The organism is Luteimonas sp. Soil_C_16 (genome assembly GCF_057657295.1).
Map to the genome: position 1 here is coordinate 236,902 of NZ_JBDGIS010000002.1, position 20,618 is coordinate 257,519.

Here is a 20,618-nt window from a genome sequence, read left to right on the forward strand (position 1 = left end):
TTCTCACGGCGCGTTGACCATTGCCACGTCCGGATCCGTCGAGAACAGGATCCGCATCTCGCTGGCACCGCCTGGCCAGGTGAACGCCATCTGGGCAAACACCGGCAATGGCATTGGCGGCTCGTTGGCGTCCGTTTCGTACCACCTGGCGTACCGTTCATCTGCGCCCGGCACGGCGAGCGGGATCGTCGCGGCACACAGGCTGCGCCCACAGCCGAATCCGGATATCTCGAGACCATGGCGGCCGAGCGATGTGCGTAGCCAGTCGCCGAACAACTGGTGCAGATCTCTTGCGTCGGGATCGGTCAGGCCATCGTTCTCGAACGCACGGACCGCATCTGTCCAAGCCTGCCCATTGTTGATGATTCCGAATGTATCGGACATCAGCGCGCCGTCCTGCAGCAACCGTGATTCGATGGAATCACGCGATCGCGGCGAGGCCTGTGCCTGACGTGTGGACACGCCTTCAGTCCGGAGTTGCCCCGTTGCGCGTGCGCCACCGGTCTGCGGCGCAGTCGCATCGATCGACACATCTCGATCCGTCAGATCAGCGCGCTCTTCGACGTTTCCGTTCGCGACGCGGGCATCGGCATCTGCGACTCGTCCATCCACGTCCCGATCGCCGCCACAGGCCGCGACCATCACCGCCGTCGCGCACACCAGTCCTGCCAGCTTCATGGGCTGCCTTCCGGGCGTATCCGTCGGTGCAGGCGGCATCTCCCCGCGTCCTCCGTCACCCGCAGCACTTCCACGATCGTCGTCTCGCCGACCTCGGCTTCGCTGCCGGCACCCATCGGGCCATCGAGCGTTTCGCCGCGGGCGCTGAGGGCTCTGTCGCGGTAGAGGGTCATGCGCCGGAGACCCGATCGATCAGCACGTGCATCGCACGCTCGCCCGGAACGCTCCGCGTCGCACGATATCCGAGCGCCGGCAGATCGAGCCCGGCCAGCAGCGACTCACCGCGCCCGAGCAACACGGGCGCCACGGCGAGGTGCAGCCGATCGATCGTGCCGGCCTGCAGAAACTGGCGGATCGTCGCGGCGCCACCACCGATCCGCACGTCCGCGCCGCCCGCGGCATCGCGTGCCAGCGCCAGTGCCGCTTCGGGACCGTCGGTGACGAAGTGGAACGTGGTGCCGCCCGCCATCGCCAGCGGTGCGCGCGCATGGTGCGAAAGAACGAAGACATCGCAGTGGTAGGGCGGCTCGTTGCCCCACCAGCCGCGCCAGCCGTCGTCCGGCCAGGCGCCGCGCGAGGGGCTGAACATGTTGCGGCCGAGAATCCACGCGCCGATGCCGTCGAAGCCGCGCGCGGCGAAGTCGTCATCGACGCCGGACTCGCCGACCTGTTGGCCGAGCACGTGCCGCTGGAAGGTGCGTGTCGGGCGGAACCAGTCGTGCAACGCCATGCCGCCGGCGCCCAGTGGATCGTCGAGCGACTGACCGGGGCCGGCCGCGAACCCGTCGATGGAGATGGCGAAGCTGTCGACCCGGACCTCGGCCATCACGCGTCCTCCGTCACCCGCAGCACTTCCTCGATCGTCGTCTCGCCGGCTAGTGCCTTGAGGATGCCGTCCTCGTACATCGTGCGCATGCCCGATTCGCGGGCGAGCTGTTCGAGTTCGCCCATGCCCGCGTGACGCATCACCGCGCGGCGCAGGGTGTCGTTCATGACCAGGAACTCGACGATCGTGGTGCGGCCGAGGTAACCGGTCGGCGCGGCGTTCGACGGACCGGGGCGATAGAGCACGATCTCGCCCTCGGGCTGGAAGCGGCGCAGTTCGAAGCGTTCGATCTCCTCGGGCGATGCGGCGTAGCGCACGCGATGCGTCGGCTCGAGCTTGCGCACCAGGCGCTGGGCGAGGATGCCGTTGACGGTCGAGGTCAGCAAGTAATCCTCGACGCCCATGTCGAGCATGCGGGTGATGCCGCCAGCGGCGTTGTTGGTGTGCAGCGTGCTGAGCACCAGATGGCCGGTCAATGCGGACTGGATCGCGATGCGTGCGGTTTCCAGATCGCGCATTTCGCCGATCATGATGATGTCCGGATCCTGGCGGACGATCGAGCGCAGCGCGTGCGCGAAATCGAGGCCGATCTGCGGCTTGGCCTGGATCTGGTTGATGCCTTCGATCTGGTATTCGACCGGATCCTCGACGGTGATGATCTTGACGTCCGGCGTGTTGAGCTGCGACAGCGCGGTGTAGAGCGTCGTCGTTTTGCCCGAACCGGTCGGGCCGGTGACCAGCAGGATGCCGTGCGGCTGGTCGAGCACCTTGTTGAACTGCGGCAGGAACTCGTCGGTGAAGCCGAGCCGGTAGAAATCGAACACCACCGTCTCGCGGTCGAGCAGGCGCATCACCACGCTCTCGCCGTGCGCGGTCGGCATCGTCGACACACGCAGGTCGAGTTCCTTGCCCTGCACGCGCAGCATGATGCGGCCGTCCTGCGGCAGGCGGCGTTCGGCGATGTTGAGCCGCGCCATGATCTTGATGCGGCTGATCACCGCCGCGGTGAGGTTCACCGGCGGACTCTCGCCGTCGATCAGCACGCCGTCGACGCGGTAGCGCACTTTGAGCCGGCTCTCGAACGGCTCGATGTGGATGTCGGACGCGCGCAGTTCCACGGCGCGCTGGATGACGAGGTTCACCAGCCGGATCACCGGCGCCTCGGATGCGAGATCGCGCAGGTGCTCGACATCCTCGACGTCGCCGCCGCCTTCGCCGTCGGCCGATTCGATGATCGTGCCCATCGCGCTGCGGCCCTGGCCATACCAGCGTTCGATCAGATCGTCGATTTCCGAACGCAGCCCGACCGCGGGCGCGATGTCGCAACCGGTCGCCAGCCGCACGGCGTCGAGCGCGTAATCGTCGTGCGGATCGGACATCCACACGTGCAGGCGGCCGCGGCTTTCGCCGATCGGCAGCACGTGGAACTGGCGCAGGAACCGCACCGACAACGGTTGCGCGCCGTCGACGAGTTCCGGCGGATCTTCCGGCACGGATTTGGCGCCGAGCAGTTGCAGGCCGAGTTCGGCGGCGCAGGCTTCGGCATGGTCGCGTTCCGACACCAGTCCGAGCCGTCCGAGCAGGGTCAGCAGGCTGCCGCCGGCTTCGGCGTGCAGGCGCTGCGCGCGCGCCAGGTCGACATCCTTGAGCCGGCCGCTGGCGCGCAGGCGCGCGACGATGCGCGCCTCGGGCGTGTCGGGCGTCGCTGTGGAATCCTCGAGCACCGCATTCACTGCACGGCCATCCCATCGATTACGGATCGGCCGACTTTAGCAGTTCGACGGCGCGGGGCGCCGCCGCGGATCAGCCCTGCGGAAGCGGTTCGGTGGTGGCCTCGGCGCCGCGCTTGAGGTCCGCCGGCGGGGGATCCTCGCGGCGCATCTCGTCGGCGCTCGGCTTGCGGTCGCGGCTGCTCGGCGCGGGCACGTAGTAGCCGACGCGTTCGAAGGAGCGGCGGTAGAAGCCGGTGTCCTGCACGGTGCTGCTGGCGGTGCGCACCAGCGAGTCCTCGCGGCTGCCGACCGGCAGCGACAGCGAACCGATGCCACCCACGCCGACGCTGGCCGAGTTGGAACTCTTGCGCATCACGTAGCGGTCGAGCAGCGCGCTGACGAACAGCAGCGAGCGGTCGTTGCCGCGCGACACGCAGGACACGCGCACCGACAGCTGGGTGTGCACGTCGTCCTCAGGCTGGAAGTTCTTGGACGCCTCCACCGCATCGTCGCTGGACTTGGCCACCGCGTAGCCCTGGCCGAGCAGCGCCAGGCGCGCCGCACTGCACACCTGCGCCGGCGGCAGCTCGTAGGTGCGCGAATAGGTCTCGTCGGAATCGAAGGATTCGCCCATGAACGGCGCGTCCTCGCGCACGTTGCGCCCGCATGCGGCCAACACCAGTACGGCGACGGCGATGGCGGTCAAACGCGGCAGGGAGCGGACGGATTGCATGGGGACGGATCGGAAGCCGGGACCGCGGCATGATACCGGCGTCGCCGCGCGCGCATCCCGACGCGGCCTGCACGGTTCATCATGCAGCCGGATGCCCGCGGCCTCAGTGCGCGGTGGGCGGCGCCTCGGGCGGCGCATTGCGCGTGCGGCGCTCGGCTTCGAGCCAGTCCAGATGCTCGGTCAGCGTGCGGCCTTCGGCCTGCGCCTCTGCGCTCGCGGCGGCATCGAGCGCCTTGGATACCGACAGTCGCGTCGCGATGCCGTTCGCATGTCGCGAGGCCGCGGTGTGCCGCAGCATGGCCAGCAACATCGCCGCGCTGTGCGTGGTCGCCACCGGTTCGCCGCGCAACACGAGCGTCCACTCGCCCTCGTGATAGGTCGCGCCGGCGAGCACGCGATCGTCGGGACCCTTGAGCTGTGCGTGGATCTGCGGTGCGCCTGCGCTGCCATCGCTGCGACGCGGTGCATTGCGACGCCGGGCGTCGCGGCGGGACTTGGACGAGATGGACATCGGACTGCGGTCGTACGGAAGGCTGGCGCGACAGTATCCCAGATCGGCGCGCGGCCGCTGACCGCTCCATCACGGTGGCACTGCTGGAATGCACGCCCCCGACCTCGAAGGATCCGCATGGTCCAGGTGCCGCCTCCCGTCCGCGCGCTGCGCACGCACGCCCGTTGCGCGGTGGCCAGTACCGGCTGTCGTTGCACGCCGCAGGGCGCAAGGCCCGCGCCGGACGAGGCGACGGCATGAGTGCGACGGAGTCGCCGGCGCAGTCGCTGGAAGCGAACACGTCGACGGTCTACACCGGCCGCATCGGCGCGATCGATCTGGCGCGCGGCTTCGCGGTCTGCCTCATGATCCTCAGTCACGGCACCAACGGCCTGATGCCGCTCGACGATTTTCCCGCATGGGGCCAGGTGCCGGTCCACGCGATCACCAAGTTCTCCTCGTCGTTGTTCGTGATCGTGTTCGGCATCGCGCTCGCGGTCGCCTTCGTCCCCAAGACCACGGCGCCCGACTGGCCGCAGCGACGCAATCGGCTGCTGTGGCGCGGTCTGCTGGTGCTGTTCTGGTACAAGGTTCTGACCGTCGTGGAGATGTATGGCCGCCACGACGCCGCCGCGATCGTCGACACGCTGCTGTACCGCGATTTCCCGTCGTTCGTCGAGATCCTCGGCTATTATGCGATCGCGCTGCTGTGGATTCCCTGGCTGCTGCCGCTGTGGGCGAAGACGCCCGCCGCACTGCGCTGGTTGAGCCCGGTTCCGGTCGCCTTCGCATCGTGGTGGCTGCTGCACCACTTCGATTTCTGGGGCGTGCCGCAGTTGCAGGCACTGATCGTCGAGCACCCCGATTACTACACCTGGGGCCAGCTCGCGCGCGGCCCGCTGATCCTCGTCGGCCTGTTGATCGGTGGCGTGCTGCTGCAGGCCTACCGCGAGCCGCGGACGCGCTGGGCGCTGGCAGGCGCACTGGCGCTGGTGTCCGCGGCGCTGTTCGCCTGGTTCGCGATCCGCGCCGGCGATCTGCGCCCATTGCTGGTCGAGATCGCGCGCAATGCCGGCAAGCATCCGCCGCAGCTGATGTTCATGCTCTTCAGCACGGGCGGCGCGTTCGCGTTGCTGGCGCTCGCGGTGGCGGGCGGCGAATGGCTGGCGAAATGGCTGCGACCGATCGCGGTCATCGGCAGCGACGCGCTGATGGCCTTCATCGTGCACATCAGCGTGATCTTCCTGTTGCTGCGCGAGACGCTGGGGCTCTACCAGTCGATCACCTACGAGCGCGCGCTGTGGTTGACCGGCTTGCTGCTGGTCGCGACTGCGACGTGGATCTGGCTGTGGGGCGCGATGAAGCGTGCTCTGAAGCGCGCGCCCGACTCGGAAGTTCAGCGCAAGTGAAGCGGCGCGGCGCGAGGCTTTCGAGCCCATGCTGAGACACCTGCGACATCTGTGTATCGTCGCTTCGCTCGCGCTGTCCTCGATGAGCGGCGCGGCGCTGACGCAGCCGGCCATACCCGCTGCCAAAGCGATGGTGCCGGTGAAACCCGGCATTGCGAAGACGGCACTGGCGGCATCGCCACCTGCGGCCAGGCCTTCCTGGTCAACCGAGCTCGACCGTCGCGTACGCGACATCGATGCGCGCTTCGCCGGCGAGCTGGGCGTGCACGTGCAGCGGCTCGGCGACGACGCGCAGTACGACTTTCGTGGCGACGAGATCTGGTATCTCGCGTCCGGCGTCAAGGTGCCGATCGCAATCGCGGTGCTGCGCGAGATCGAACAGGGCTGGCTGACGCTCGACACGCCGATCACGCTGCTCGACAGCGATTTCGTCGATGGCGCCGGCCGCACCAACGCGCATCGCGCGGGCGATCGGCTGACCATCGGCTGGCTCATCGAGCAGATGATCATCTACAGCGACAACACGGCGAGCGACATGCTGATCCGCACCGTCGGCCTCGGCCAGGTCAACGCGGTCGCCTCGGAACTGATCGCGCGCGACGTGCGCATCACGACCTTGGCCGATGTGCGTCGCCTCGCCTACGGCATGTTCCATCCCGGCGCCGCGGGGCTCACCTCGCAGGACATGCTGGCGCTGCAGCGCGCCGGCAGCGGCCAGGCGCGCGTGCGCGCGCTCGCGCAACGGCTCGGCGTGACACCCGCCGATTTCCTGCTGCCCGATCTCGACAGTGCGTTCGAGTCCTATTACGCCACCCACGTCAACAGCGCCACGCTGCGCGACTACGGCCACATGCTGGCGGCGCTGCAAGCGGGGCGCGCACTGGACCCCGACCGCACGCGCTATCTGCTCGACGTGATGGCCCGTGTGCAGACCGGCGAGCAGCGCATCCGCGCGGGTCTGCCTTCGACAGCGCGCTTCGCACACAAGACTGGTACCCAGTACCGGCGCATCTGCGATTCCGGTATCGCCAGCCTGCCGGCACGCGAAGGCACCGCACTAGTGGAGGTGGTCATCGCCGCCTGCGCCCGCGGCGCCGGCACGGCGGCCAGTGAACGCGCATTGCGCGAGCTCGGCGCAGCGATCACCGCATCGGGCGTGCTGAATCCCGTCTCTTCGCTCGAACCTGCCCGATGACTAACCGAACGCACGCCCGCCGCACGCAGCGGCTCGTCTCCGTCCTGCTGGCCGTTGCCCTGCTGGCGGCCTGCCGCGGTGGCGAAACACCGCCAGCGACCGACGATCCCGCCGCGCAGTCCGCGGTCGATGCTGCGCTGCAGGCCGATGCGCCGTGGGTCGCTGCGTTGGAGACACGCGTCGCCGCACTCGACGACGCGATGCCCGGACGTTTCGGCGTCTACGTGCGGCATTACGGTGCACAGCCGGGCACGCTGGATCGCGGTGACGATCGCGCGTGGTACCTGTCGTCCACGATCAAGATCCCGGTCGCAATCGCGGTGCTCGAACAGGTCGACGCCGGCACGCTATCCCTCGATGAGACGCTGACGCTCGCGCAAACCGACTTCGTCGACGGCTCCGGCGACATGCTCCAGCACAAGCCTGGCGAGACTTTCAGCATCGCCACGTTGCTGGAGAAATCGCTGCGCGACAGCGACAGCACCGCGACCGACATGCTGATTCGCAAGGTCGGCGAAGACCATCTCAACGCACGCATCCGCGACTGGACCGGCGGCGGCTTCGGACCGGTCACGACGATCCTGCAGGTGCGCTACGACGCCTACGATCCGGTGCATCCGGGCGTCGCGCAGCTCGACAACATGGCCATCGTGCGTCTGCGCAATGCGGACGCCGGCGAGCCACGTCTGCAGGCATTGGCGCAAGAACTGGGAGTGCCGCGCGCGGATCTCGATGCCGACACGCTCGAATCCGTGTTCGATGCCTACTATCGCGGAGATCGCAACACCGCGACTCTTCCCGCGTTCGCCACCTTGCTCGACCGCCTGGCGGCAGGCGAACTGCTGTCCCCCGGGAGCACCCGCCGCATGCTCGACCACATGCGCGCCATCAGCACCGGCGACCGCCGCATCAGCGCGGGCCTGCCACCCGATACCGACTTCGCGCAGAAGACCGGCACGCAGTTGCGACGCGCGTGCAACGTCGGCGTGATCGATCCCGGACGCGCCCGCAAAGGCGCCACGCTGGTGCTCGCGTGCGCGGAGGATTTCGACGACATCGCGCAGGCCGAAACCGCGTTCCAGGGTCTGGGACGTGCACTGGCCGAGACGGTGCTGGATCCGGAAGGCGGTTGACAGTCCGTCGTGCAGGCGCGCCTGCGCCGGAGTGCTTCATCGCTGCGCCCCTACCGACATCCGCGACGGATATCTCGCAAAGCGCCCATAAAAAAGCCGGCGGATGCAGGCATCCGCCGGCCAGACATTACGGTCCACCCGACCCGCGCGAACGCGGGCCGGGCCTTGAATCAGACCGGCGGCAGGGAGAAACGCGCCTGCAGCGTGACGTTCGAGTACGCGCGAACGCCCGTCAGCTTGATGTAGTACGTCCCCGCGGTCGGGGCATTGATGCGGATCGTTTCCGCATTGCCCGGGCGCGAGGAGTTCCACGTGCCCGTTGCCGCCGGCGCCTCGCCGAGGCTGACGTGCAGCGAGACGTCGCCGCTGCCGCCCGTGGTGGTGATGCTCAGCGGACCGGAGACACCCGACGGCACGTCGATGCTGTACAGCGTCTCGGCGCCGGCAGCGCCGGAGAGTGAACGCACCGGTGTCGCGTTGACGATCGGCGTCGCCGGCGGTGCGCATTCCTCGACTGCGGGGTCACAGGGCTCTTCCAGAGCCAAGGCCAACGCAGCCACAGGATTGACGATACCCGTGCCGATCGGCGTGTTGGCCGGGATGGTGGTCGGGAACGGGCGCGCGGTCGACTTCAGAAGCTCTTCCAGTGCCGCAGGCGTCAGCGGATCACGATCCGCAGCCGCCAGCGCGCTTTGCACGAGTGCGGCCACCGCGGCGACGTGCGGCGAAGCCATCGAGGTGCCGGTGTAACCGGTGTACAGGTAGGCACCGGAGTCCGGCGTGGTCGCAGCGTCGGAACCGGCCTGGATGATGTACCCATCCCAGCCGCCGTTGCCTGCATCCTGTGAACCACCACCGCCGGGCGCCGACAGGTCGACCAGCGCGCCGAAGTTGGAGTACGACGCACGGCCGCCGGTGATGCGCGTCGCGCCGACGGCTACGACGTTGTTGCAGCTTGCCGGACGGAAGTTCGCGACGTTGGAGTTGCTGTTGCCGGCGGCGACGACGACGAGGCTGCCGTTTGCGGTCGCGATGTTGATCGCATCCTGGTATGTGGCATCACAAGCCGCGCCACCGCCGAGGCTGAGATTGATGACCTCGGCCGGATTGGTGTTGGCGGGGAGACCGGGAACGGTGCCGCCCGACGCCCAGACAATGGCATCTGCAATGTCGGAACCATAGCCGCCGCAACGGCCCAGCACGCGGAGCGGGAGGACTTTGGCGCCATATGCGAGACCTGCTGCACCCAGCGCGTTGTTTGTCGTCTGCGCCACCGTGCCTGCGACATGCGTGCCGTGCCAGGAGCTGTCTTGGATCGGAGACGGCGTCGGGGTGGTGTAGCACTCACCGACTTCGGGATTCCAGTCGCCGTAGTCGAGTGCACCGGGAACACGCTCGTCGGTCGGGCGACGCGAGACGAATGCGTCACTGATGAAGTCGTAGCCCGGCAGCAGCTGTCCGGCGTTCATGTCGGGGTGGTCGGGCAGGATGCCGGTATCAAGCACGGCGACCACGACGCCTTCGCCAGTGGCCACGTCCCACGCCGCCGGCGCATTGACGCCGCCAACCGGATTGGTGAAGTTCCACTGGTACTGGCCGTAGAAGGGGTCATTCGGAACGAACTGCGGCGTCACATCCGTCGCAGCGCGCTGGTTGACGAGCGCGTAATCGCGCGTATCGACGTGCGCGTACTCGACAGACGGATCGGCCGAGATCTCACGCACAAGAGCGTTCAACGCACTGCTGTCCATCTTCTGCGACAGACGCAGCAGATCGGCGCCAACGCCAAGCTGGCGCACGTGGGTCGCCGACAGCGCGGCGCTACGGCCGGCCTTGGAGGTGTTGCCGCCCATCCGCGCAGCGGCGGACTGCACGACGCGGGTCTTGGCAGTGTTGCTGCTGCGCTCCAGCGTTCCCGCGCGGTACTTGACGATCAGACGTGCGCCCGCGAGCTGGGCGGACGCGGGGGGCTGGGCGATCCTGGACTCACCGATCACCGCCGTCGGACCCGCTGCGAATGCGGCAGGCATGCTCATTGCGGCTGCGACAGCGGCACACAACAGCGTCTTGTTCTTCATCGACATCAACACTCTCCTCAACGTATTTGGATTTGTTCCACTTCGACATGACGCTGCGGACCGCCGTCGCGCCCGTCCCCAAGCGGACGTGGCGGCGATCCGTACGCATTGGTTACCAACCGAAACCCGCACCCACACCGACCGACTTCTCGTCACCGCTGAACGCACCACCGACGGTCACCGTCGCGCGCTCACTGATCGCACGCTGGTAGCCGACCGACAGCGCGCTCTCGCCACCCTGGAAACCGACACCGACGCCGACGCGATTCTCGGTGCGGATGCCCGCGGCGCTGGTCGCCATGTTGAGCATTGCCGCGCCCATCGCGCCCTGGCGGTCGATGCGGCGATCGGTGTCGTAGAAGCGACGATCGACGTCACCCTTGAAGGTGTCGAAGTTGTCGTTCCACGCGGCGAACTTCTGGTCGGTGTAGGCGTTCGAGGTCGCGACGGCCTGGGTCCGCGCGGCATCCACCTGACCCACGTTCGCCGCATCCGTCGCCTGCGTACCCGCTGCCACGTTGGTGATCTGGCGCTGGTTGCCCGCGCTGCCCACCGACACCGTATTCGCGCGATCGGCCGTCGAACCCTGACCCAGTGCCACCGCACCCTGGGCGGTCACGCTCGCGCCTTGGCCGACCGCCGTGCCGGACGCCGCCGTCACCGACGCGCCCTCGCCCACTGCCACCGCATTCGTTGCGTTCGCCGAGATGTTGGTGTTGGCACCTACTGCCGTGCTGCCGTCCGCATTGACGCGCGCGTTGCCACCGATCGCAGTGTCGTTCGGACCGTGGGCATACGCATTGCCGCCGACGGCCACGCCGTTCTGGCCATTGGCCGCGGCGTTGGAACCGACTGCGACCGCGTTCGTCCCCGCGCCGACACTGGCGTCATCGGTGCCAGTGCCGTCACCGCCGACCGCGACGCGATCATTGGTGCCGTCGCCGGCTTCGATCACCGTTTCGACCGCGCCGACGCGCTGCTTCAGCTGGGTGATTTCGGTATTGAGCGCACCGAAGGTCGCCTCGATACCGGCGTAGTTGCTGCCCTGGATCGAGTAGCTCGGGGTCGAGATCGTCCCGAAGGCCGTGTCCACCATCGAACCGCCGCCCAGTGCGTCCGCAACACTCTGCAGACCGGCGTTGAGGCTTTCACCCGCGCCGTCGGAGATCCGACGAAGCTGGGCCAGGTTCACCGCATCGGTGTCTTCGGTACCTTCGGCCACGTTGACGATCTGGCGCTCGCTGCCGCTCGCACCCACCGACACCGTGTTCGCGCGATCCGCCACCGCGCCCTGACCCAGCGCCACGCTGTTGTCCGCGCTGGCGACTGCGGTCTGGCCGACCGCAGTGCTGTTGAGGCCCGAGGCTGCAGCCTGGCGACCCAGCGCCGTGCTGTTGTCGCCGGTGGCAGCCGCCTGATTGCCGACTGCCGTGGACAGTGCGCCCGTGGCATCCGAGTCCCAGCCGATCGCAGTTGCGCCGCGGCCGCTGGAGATCGCGAGCGCGCCAATCGCCGTCGAATGGAAGCCCGACGCGTTGGCCGCCTGACCAAACGCCGCGGATTCTTCATCGCTGGCCGATGCGCCCTGACCGACCGCCGTCGTCCGCAGCGCGGACGCCGTCGCCGCGCGGCCTAGTGCCGTGCTGTTCTCGCCGGTGGCGGAGGCGGAGTTGCCCAACGCGGTGGACAGCGCGCCGGAAGCCGTCGAATCCCAACCGATCGCGGTCGCACCGCGGCCGCTGGACTCGGCCAGCGCGCCGATGGCGGTCGAATGGAAGCCCGATGCATTGGCCGCCTGGCCGAATGCCGCAGCCTCCTCATCGCTTGCGGATGCGCCCTGGCCCACGGCCGTCGAACGAACTCCGGTGGCGCTGGAATTCGCACCGACCGCGACCGTGTTCTCTGCGGACGCTTCCGCCAGTTCACCCGCGGCAACCGAATTCACACCGCTTGCGGTTGCGCCGACACCCGCTTCACCTTCGGCAGGGCTTGCAGCGAAGTAGCGATTGCCTTCGGCGTCCACGTTCGCGATGGCGCCTTGCAGCTGATCGAGGTTGACCGCATCGGTCCCTACCGTCGCAGACGCGACATTGGTGATCTGCCGCTCATTACCGGCGCTGCCAACCGAAACGCTGTCGGCACGATCGGCCAGAGAGCCTGCGCCCAACGCGACGCTGTTGCCAGCGAAGCTTCTGGCATCGCGGCCGATCGCAGTGCCGTCCTGCGCCAGCACGACGCTGTTACTGCCGACACTGGTCGCGCCCACGGCGACCGCATTGACGTTGTAGCCGACCGCCGTCGCATCGTCCTGTGGCGCGAACGCCTGGCTGCCGAGTGCGGTGGCGCGGTTGCCACTCGCCACCGCGTTGTAGCCGAACGCCGAAGCGAACTGGGCGCCGTCTGCGTCGAAGATGTTCAACGCGCTCGCACCCGAGCCGAACGCGGAGCCCGTGGCACCAGCGCGGCTAAAGTAGCCCACCGTGGTGCCATCCGTCCCGCGCGCTTCGGCGAACTCACCGATTGCAACCGAGCGCGCACCGGCTGCGCCACTCAGGTGTCCGATCGCCACGCTCGCCGCGCCGGTCGCAGATGCACCCGCGCCGACAGCGACACTGTTCGTGCCGCTGGCGACGGCGTCATCGCTGCCGTCCTGCGCGCCGTCAGCCTTGAAGTAGCGTGCGTTTCCTGTCACCGCATCGCTGACTTCGGTGAGCTGATCCAGATTGACCGCATCGGTGCCCACCGTACCGGCTGCGACATTGGTGATCTGACGCTCGTCGCCCACATCGCCTACCGACACCGTGTTCGCTCGGTTGGTGAACGCGTTGGCACCGATCGCGACGCTGTTGGCTGCAGTCGCATAGGCGCTCAGACCGAGCGCCATCGAGTTCACGCCAGTTGCATACGAATCACGACCCACCGCGGTGGCGCCGATGGCCGTGGCCCATGCGAACTGACCCACTGCCGTGGTGTTGTCCGCCGTCGCCCACGCCGTGCCGCCGAGAGCGGTGCTGTTGAGATTGGTCGCACGCGACGCCGTGCCCAACGCCACGCTGCTCGCGCCACTGGCAGTCGACGTGTTGCCCACCGCCGTCGCATTCGTGCCGCTCGCCGTTGCCTGGATACCGACTGCCGTGGTCCGCGTGTTCGATGCCGTCGCGCTGTAACCCAATGCCGTTGCGAAATCACCGCTGGCGGTGCTGAAGCCACCGTTGGCCGTCGACGCCAGACCGCTCGCGGTGCTTGTGTAACCCGTTGCAGTTGACTGCGTATTGGTTGCCGAAGCGCGTGCACCGGTCGCGGTGGCGTACGCACCGGACGCAGTCGCACCCGCGCCGAAGGCCGACGCGCCATCCGCATTGGCGGTGGTCTGCACGGTCACGGTCGCACCCTGTGCATCGACGAACTCCAGCGTGCCGCCGACAGCGGTCGCAGAGTTGGCCGTTGCGGAGGCGCCGTAACCCGATGCCGTCGCGAACTGGCCATCCGCCTGCGCCCCAGCGCCATACGCCGACGCGCCCAGACCGAAGGCATTGGCGCCTTCACCGGATGCAGTTGCGAAATCGCCCTCGGCGTAGGCACCGACATCACCATCGGGGTCGCCCGTGCCGGTGGCCGCGAAGTACTTGTTGTACTGCGTGGCCTCTTCCAGCTGATCGACATTGACCGCATCGGTGCCCTGTGTGCCCGCGGCCACGTTGGTGATCTGGCGCTCTGCGCCGGACTCACCCACCGACACGCTGTTCGCACGATCCGCGACGGATCCGGCACCCAGCGCGACGCTGTTCTCCGCGCTGGCGTACGCGCCGTAACCGAATGCCGACGCGTTGTCAGCCTCTGCCCACGACGCCGCACCCACTGCAGTCGAGTTCTCGCCATCGGCGCTGCTGATCCAGCCCAGCGCGGTGGCGTAATCGTTGATCGCCCAGGCGCCGGAACCGAAAGCGGAGGCGCCATCGCCGGACGCACGGACCGGAATGAATCCGAACGCCGTGCCGCCGACCGCAACGCTTTCGAGACCCGTGGCTTCACTGTACTCGCCGACGGCGACGCTGCTGACGCCCGAAGCCTGTGCAGCGATACCGACTGCAGTGGCGTAGTCGGCGCCTGCTTCGGCACCGTAGCCGAGCGCAGTCGCCCCGAAGCCCGAAGCAGCGGAGTAGCTGCCGTAAGCCGATGCCGCATTCTCGGAGGCATTACTGCGGAAGCCGGTCGCCGTCGCCTGTTGACCCGACGCTGCGGCTTCGGTGCCCACGGCCGAGGCATAGGCGCCGGTCGCCTGCGCGCTGCTGCCGATGGCCGCTGCGCCAATTTCACTGGCATACGCCGAGCTGCCGACCGCGACGCTCAACTCACCGGCGGCCTCGCTGTAAGAACCCATTGCCAGCGCGTTGGTCGTGCTGGCCAGCGCGTTGAAGCCGACGGCGGTGGCGTAGTCGGCCTGCGCCATCGCGCCACTGCCCAGCGCCGATGCGCCTTCGCCGAACGCATCGCTCGAAGCACCGATGGCCGTGGCGTAATCGCCATCGGCGTAGGCGTTCGAACCTGCAGCCGTGGCGTCCTCTCCATTGACCAGCGCTTCGCCGTCACCGCTTGCGCGGAAGTACTGGTTGTAGGCAGTGGCTTCTGCCAGCTGACCGACGTTTACAGCATCCGTCGTTTCCGTACCGGCGGCGACGTTGGTGATCTGGCGCTCGCTGCCCGCCGAACCCACCGACACGCTGTCGTCCCGATCCGCAACCGAATCCGCGCCCAGCGCCACGCTGTTCACTGCGGACGCCTCGGCGAAGTTGCCGAGTGCCGTGCTGTTCTCACCCGATGCAACCGCCGCACCGCCGAGTGCGGTAGCAAAGTCGCCTGATGCCTCCGCGGCCGCGATGCCGAAGAACGCACCACCCACTGCAACGCTGTTGTAACCGGTCGCTGTCGCGGCCTGGCCGACCGCGGTGCTGTACGCACCCGATGCGGTGCTGTCCGCACCCAGCGCCACGCTGCTGCCACCGGACGCGTTGCTAGCGTTGCCGAAGGCTGAACTGTTTGCCCCCGTCGCGGCCGCATTGCCACCCACGGCCGTCGCGTAGATACCTGACGCTTCCGCGCGGAAGCCGAAGGCTGCGGCTTCTTCGGCACTGGCGATGCTCTCTGCACCGACTGCGGTCGCGACTTCACCAGATGCGTCTGCGAAGAAGCCAACCGCCGTCGCTTCGACGCCGGACGCTTCCGCCAATGCGCCGCTGGCCAACGCGCCGTCGCCGCTGGCGACCGCGCCTGCGCCGGTCGCGGTCGACAGTTCGCCGCTCGCCAGACTCTCGGCGCCCAGCGCCACGGCGTACTCGCCGTTGGCCTCTGCCGTCGCGCCGATCGCGATCGCATTGGCCGCCGATGCTGTGGCGTTGAAGCCGATCGCTGTGGCGAGATCGGCGCCCGCGAACGCCCCGCTGCCGAATGCGGAAGCACCATCACCGAGTGCATTGCTGGCATCGCCTGCCGCGGTCGCGTTGAGGCCGTCAGCGAAGGCGCCGACATCGTCCGCCGGATTTTCGTTGTTGCCGGTTGCGGCGAAGTACTTGTTGTACTGCGTCGCGGTTTCCAGCTGGTCCAGGTTCACCGCATCGGTGCCCTCGGTACCGGCAGCGACATTGGTGATCTGACGCTCGCTGCCGACATCGCCGACTGACACGGTATTCGCCCGCGTCGCGGTGGAGTTGGCACCCAACGCAACGCTGTTCGCACCACGCGCGGTGGAGTAGTAGCCCAGCGCGAGGCTGTCCTCGCCGCTGGCCCAGGACTCGCTGCCGATCGCGGTGGCATTGGTACCTGCTGCATAGGCGAAGTAGCCGACCGTCGTGCTGCCGTCGCCCTCCGCCGCGCTGAGGGTGCCGAGTGCCGTGCTGTTGTTGCCGGATGCCACGGTGCCCGCACCGAACGCTGCAGCGTTGTCACCCGACGCGGAGGTCGACACCAGGAAACCAAAGCCGGGGATCAGATCGGCAGGTCCGCCAACCGCGACGCTGCTGGCGCCGCTGGCGGTCGCCTGCGAGCCGACCGCCGTCGCGAAATCGGCAGATGCCGTCGAAACGGCACCCAATGCCAACGACTGGTCGCCGATCGCGCTGGCACCCACGCCAACTGCCGCCGAAGCAAAGCCCGATGCGTCCGCACTCGCGCCGACGGCCGTCGCGGCCACACCGGCGCTGGTCGCGGATGTCTCGACAGGTGCGCCACCGAGCGTCAGCAGGGGATTGCCGTCTTCGTCGACTGCGTTTCCGCCGATCGCGACGCTCGCAGGACCGTCGGCCTGCGCGCCGGCTCCGAACGCCGCACTGTTCTGACCGAATGCAGTCGCGTTGAACCCGACCGCGGTCGAGTTCGTCGACTGCGCGGTCGCGCCGCTGCCGAAAGCCGAGGCCCCTTCGGCATTGGCGCTGCTGGAGGCACCGATTGCAGTGCTGTAATCACCTTCGGCGTAGGCGTCCGAGCCGGATGCTGTGGAATCCGCGCCGAGCGCATATGCCTCGCCCTCGCCTGTTGCGCGGAAGTACTTGCTGTTGGCGGTCGCTTCTTCCAGCTGCCCCAGATTCACCGCGTCCGTCGCTTCCGTACCAGCGGCGACGTTGGTGATCTGGCGCTCATCGCCAACCGTACCCACCGAGACGCTGTTGGCGCGGTCAGCCTCGGAATACGCGCCCAGCGCCACGCTGTTGTCCGCGTAGGCATAAGCGCCGTAACCGAGCGCCGTCGAATCCTTGGCCTCCGCCCAGGACAACGTGCCGACCGAAGTGGTGAAGTCGGCCGTAGCCTCTGCGCCTGCGCCCAATGCCGTCGCCGCGAGCCCCGATGCGCGGGTGGCGTAACCATTTGCGATACCACCGATTGCCGTCGTTGCCTCCTCCGAGGCGACGCTGCCCCGACCCACCGCCGTGCTGCCCAGTCCCGACGCCGTGCTGTCCGAGCCGACCGCAACGCTGTCTTCTCCCGAAGCTGTGCTCGTCGAACCGAATGCCGAGCTGTTGAAGCCGCTGGCCACCGCGTTGCTGCCAGCGGCCGTCGCGAAATCACCAGACGCCTCTGCCAGCAGGCCGAACGCCGCCGATTCGTCACCGCTGGCAATGCTCTCAGCGCCAACCGCAGTCGCAGCGATACCGGTAGCGGCCGCGGCGTAACCCACGGCAACCGATTCGATGCTGCTTGCTTCGGCCGAATCGCCGAGCGCCACGCTGCTCACGCCGCTGGCTGCTGCGTTGAAGCCGATCGCGGTTGCGCCCGTCTCGATCGCGAAGGCGCCGCTGCCGAAGGCAGATGCACCATCGGAGCCCGCAAAAGCGGTCTCGCCTGCCGCCGTGGCGTACTCGCCATCGGCTGCAGCGGCGTTATCGCTGTCGACGCCACCGGTCGCGGTGAAGTATTTGCTGGTTTCTTCCGCGACGTCAGCCACGGCTTCCAGCTGCGCAAGATTCACGGCGTCGGTCGCCTGTGTACCCGCAGCGACGTTGACGATCTGACGTTGACTGGTCGCTGTACCCACCGACACAGTGTTCGCCCGGTTGGCGAGCGCATCAGCGCCGAGGGCTACGCTGTTAGCCGCGGACGCATAAGCGCCCAGCCCGAGCGCAGTCGCATTTGCGCCCGTCGCATAGGAGTCCTGACCCAGCGCAGTCGTGCCCGCACCGGTCGCCCATGCAAATTCACCGACCGCAGTCGCGTTGGCACCGGTCGCCCAGGCGAATTCGCCAAGTGCCGTCGCGTTCGCCGCGGTTGCGCGCGAGCCGCTACCGACTGCAGTCGCGTAGAGTCCCGCTGCACTGGCGCCCGCACCGACCGCCACGCTGTTCGCGCCGGTCGCCGCACTTTCCGTACCGACCGCGGTAGAGAAATCGCCCGTTGCATTAGCCACCGCACCGAAGGCCGACGCCTGCGCGCCGGTTGCAGCCGCACCCACACCTGCCGCCGTCGAGGCGAAGCCGGACGCGTCGGCGCTCGCGCCCAACGCGGTGCCCCCTACACCCGCGCTCGCTGCGCCGGTTTCAATCGGGTTGCCATCCGCATCGATCAGCAGCGGATTGCCGTTCTCATCAACAGCCTGACCGCCAACTGCGACGCTTCCTGCGCCGTCCGCCTGTGCCAAAGCGCCGAGCGCGACGCTGTTCTGGCCTTGCGCGGAGGCGTTGTAACCAACGGCCGTCGCGTAGTCGGCCTGCGCGGCCGCGCCGCTGCCGACTGCCGAGGCACCGACGCCATATGCATCGCTCGATGCACCCAGGGCGGTGCCGTAATCACCATCTGCAAACGCATTTGAGCCGACCGCCGTGGCGTCATCGCCAGACGCAAACGCCTGGCCGTCACCCGTTGCCTGAACGTAGTCGAGCTGTGCCGTGGCCTCTTCCAGTTGGCCCAGGTTGACCGCATCGTTTGCCTCGGTGCCCGCCGCGACATTGGTGATCTGACGCTGATTGTCGGACGTGCCCACAGACACGCTGTTCTCGCGGTCGGCGATCGACAGGGCACCCAGCGCGACGCTGTTCTCAGCGCCTGCATAGGCGCCGTAGCCCAGCGCAGTCGCGCCCAGTGCATCCACTTCGGACAGTGTACCGACAGCAGTCGCGAAATCCGCGAGTGCTCCCGCGCCTGCACCCAGTGCGGCAGACCGGTAGCCGACTGCCTCCGCGGCAAACCCGTTCGCGATACCGCCGAGCGCCGTGCTCTCGTCCGCCGAGGCGATGCTGTTCTGACCAACAGCCGTGCTGGCTAGGCCCGACGCCGTGCTGTCCGAACCGACGGCGACGCTGGCGTCGCCTGAAGCAGTGCTGGCGTTACCGAACGCGGAGCTGTTGAGACCGCTAGCCGTCGCGTAGCCGCCTACGGCCGAAGCGAAATCACCCGCCGCAGAAGACTGCAGACCGAATGCCGATGACTGTGCGCCCGATGCGGCGCTTTCGGCGCCGACCGCGGTCGCACCATCACCGGACGCATCCGCGATGTAGCCGGTCGCCGTCGACTCGACGCCCGACGCCTGCGCGCCGGCGCCGGTCGCCGTGCTGCCGAGGCCATTCGCACTGGCACCCGCGCCGGTCGCGGTGGCCTGGGAAGCCAATGCGCTGCTGCCATAGCCGACTGCCGTCGCATCGATGCCAGTCGCAGTCGCGCCGCTGCCCAGTGCAGTGGTCTGATCTCCCAGCGCCTGGGCGTTCGAGCCGACTGCAGCGGAATAATCGCCTTCGGCCGTGGCGCCCGAACCGACGGCAAGCGCTTCCTCGCCTTCGGCGATCGCGGCGGCATCGCCTGTCGCTTCGACGTAAAGGGCGGTTTCGCCCGCGACATCGGCGACCGCTTGAAGCTGCGCCACGTTCACGGCGTCGCTCGCCTGCGTACCCGCGGCCACGTTGGTGATCTGGCGCTGGGCATCCGCGGTGCCGACCGAGACGGTATTCGCACGATCGGCAACCGAGTTGTGGCCGAGCGCCACGCTGCCGTTGGCACTGGCGACCGCACCGCGACCCAGCGCGGTCGAACGCACCGCCTCGGCGCTGGCCGAGGTGCCGAGCGCGACCGAACCGTCGCCGGACGCGGTGCTGTTGGTACCGACGGCAGTCGATACGCCGCCGAGCGCCTGGCTGCCGCGACCGAGTGCGACAGCGGAATTGCCGCCTGCAATCGCAGCGGTGCCGATCGCGGTCGAGTTGAGGCCCGATGCATTCGAGAGCGCGCCGAAGGCGGCCGCATTGGTGTCGACCGCATTGGCGCCGCGACCGACCGCTGAGCTGTTGACGGCCGTGGCGTTGCTGCCGGTGCCCAGCGCCGTGGTGTTGGTTTCCGATGCAGTGCTGTTGACGCCGACCGCTGCGGCATTGGTGCCGCTGGCGGTGGCATTGCGACCGAGCGCGGTCGAGGCATTACCGGTCGACTGGGCGTTGTTGCCCACTGCCGTGGCGTTGTCGCCCGTGGCATTGGCGCGCGCGCCGACTGCCGTGGCACGCAGTCCGCTGGCGACGGCGGCACGACCGAATGCGGTCGATGCAGCGCCGGTCGCCTGGGCGCCCACACCGCACGCGGTGCTGTCCGCCCCGACTGCCGTACCGATCGGATTGCCGTTGGCGTCCAGACAGACCGCTTGCGCCAGGGCCATGGGTGAGGCCATGCCGAACAGCATCAGGCTCAGGGCGATTGCAAGCGCGGAACGGCCGGGCGCGGCGGCGCCACCGCCGTCGGACGCGCCGGCGCTGTCGCTGGATGCCAGCTCGGAGGCGACCACGACCTGGCCCAGCGACTTGTTCCATACCTTGCGATAGATGCGATTCATTTCGAGCCCCTCGAAGTGCTTGGTTTGATTGGAATTTCGGCGAAAAAAAAGCCGCAGCGTCGTCGAG

Annotated in this window: 11 protein-coding genes; 3 read left to right on the top strand and 8 right to left on the bottom strand. The window is 68.2% G+C overall.

The window, feature by feature from the left end:
- Positions 1–3: 3 nt before the first annotated feature.
- The 6 genes from AC3A5T_RS04875 to AC3A5T_RS04900 form a co-directional block, all read right to left on the bottom strand.
- Positions 4–678, bottom strand: a complete 675-nt coding sequence (locus AC3A5T_RS04875) for a hypothetical protein (RefSeq protein WP_487627603.1) — start codon at positions 676–678, stop codon at positions 4–6.
- Positions 675–851, bottom strand: a complete 177-nt coding sequence (locus AC3A5T_RS04880; protein WP_487627604.1) for a hypothetical protein — start codon at positions 849–851, stop codon at positions 675–677. Before AC3A5T_RS04880 ends, AC3A5T_RS04875 begins: the two co-directional genes overlap by 4 nt.
- Positions 848–1,504 (bottom strand): dihydrofolate reductase family protein, encoded by a 657-nt coding sequence (locus AC3A5T_RS04885; RefSeq protein ID WP_487627605.1) that lies wholly within the window; start codon positions 1,502–1,504, stop codon positions 848–850. Before AC3A5T_RS04885 ends, AC3A5T_RS04880 begins: the two co-directional genes overlap by 4 nt.
- The gene (gene gspE, locus AC3A5T_RS04890) at positions 1,504–3,237 is read right to left on the bottom strand and encodes a type II secretion system ATPase GspE (RefSeq protein ID WP_487627606.1); all 1,734 of its coding nucleotides are present in this window, start codon (positions 3,235–3,237) and stop codon (positions 1,504–1,506) included. Before gspE ends, AC3A5T_RS04885 begins: the two co-directional genes overlap by 1 nt.
- Positions 3,238–3,307: 70 nt before the next feature.
- The gene (locus AC3A5T_RS04895) at positions 3,308–3,949 is read right to left on the bottom strand and encodes a DUF2242 domain-containing protein (protein ID WP_487627607.1); all 642 of its coding nucleotides are present in this window, start codon (positions 3,947–3,949) and stop codon (positions 3,308–3,310) included.
- Positions 3,950–4,052: 103 nt separating this feature from the next.
- Positions 4,053–4,460, bottom strand: a complete 408-nt coding sequence (locus tag AC3A5T_RS04900) for a hypothetical protein (protein WP_332079464.1) — start codon at positions 4,458–4,460, stop codon at positions 4,053–4,055.
- 236 nt (positions 4,461–4,696) lie between these two features.
- Here AC3A5T_RS04900 and AC3A5T_RS04905 point away from each other — a divergent pair, with 236 nt between their 5' ends.
- Genes AC3A5T_RS04905 through AC3A5T_RS04915 form a run of 3 tightly spaced genes read left to right on the top strand, consistent with a single transcriptional unit; the run spans position 4,697 to position 8,176 of the window.
- Entirely contained in the window at positions 4,697–5,848 is a 1,152-nt protein-coding gene (locus AC3A5T_RS04905) for a heparan-alpha-glucosaminide N-acetyltransferase domain-containing protein (RefSeq protein ID WP_487627608.1), read from the top strand.
- A 28-nt stretch (positions 5,849–5,876) separates the two neighbouring features.
- Positions 5,877–7,043 (top strand): serine hydrolase, encoded by a 1,167-nt coding sequence (locus AC3A5T_RS04910; protein WP_487627609.1) that lies wholly within the window; start codon positions 5,877–5,879, stop codon positions 7,041–7,043.
- On the top strand, positions 7,040–8,176 hold the full coding sequence (locus AC3A5T_RS04915) for a serine hydrolase (protein ID WP_487627610.1): 1,137 nt from the start codon (positions 7,040–7,042) through the stop codon (positions 8,174–8,176). The genes AC3A5T_RS04910 and AC3A5T_RS04915 overlap by 4 nt, the downstream gene beginning before the upstream one ends.
- Before the next feature lie 170 nt (positions 8,177–8,346).
- On the opposite strand, the gene AC3A5T_RS04920 is transcribed toward AC3A5T_RS04915, so the two are convergent.
- Entirely contained in the window at positions 8,347–10,260 is a 1,914-nt protein-coding gene (locus AC3A5T_RS04920) for a S8 family peptidase (protein WP_487627611.1), read from the bottom strand.
- 106 nt (positions 10,261–10,366) lie between these two features.
- The gene (locus AC3A5T_RS04925; protein WP_487627612.1) at positions 10,367–20,551 is read right to left on the bottom strand and encodes an ESPR-type extended signal peptide-containing protein; all 10,185 of its coding nucleotides are present in this window, start codon (positions 20,549–20,551) and stop codon (positions 10,367–10,369) included.
- Positions 20,552–20,618 lie beyond the last annotated feature (67 nt).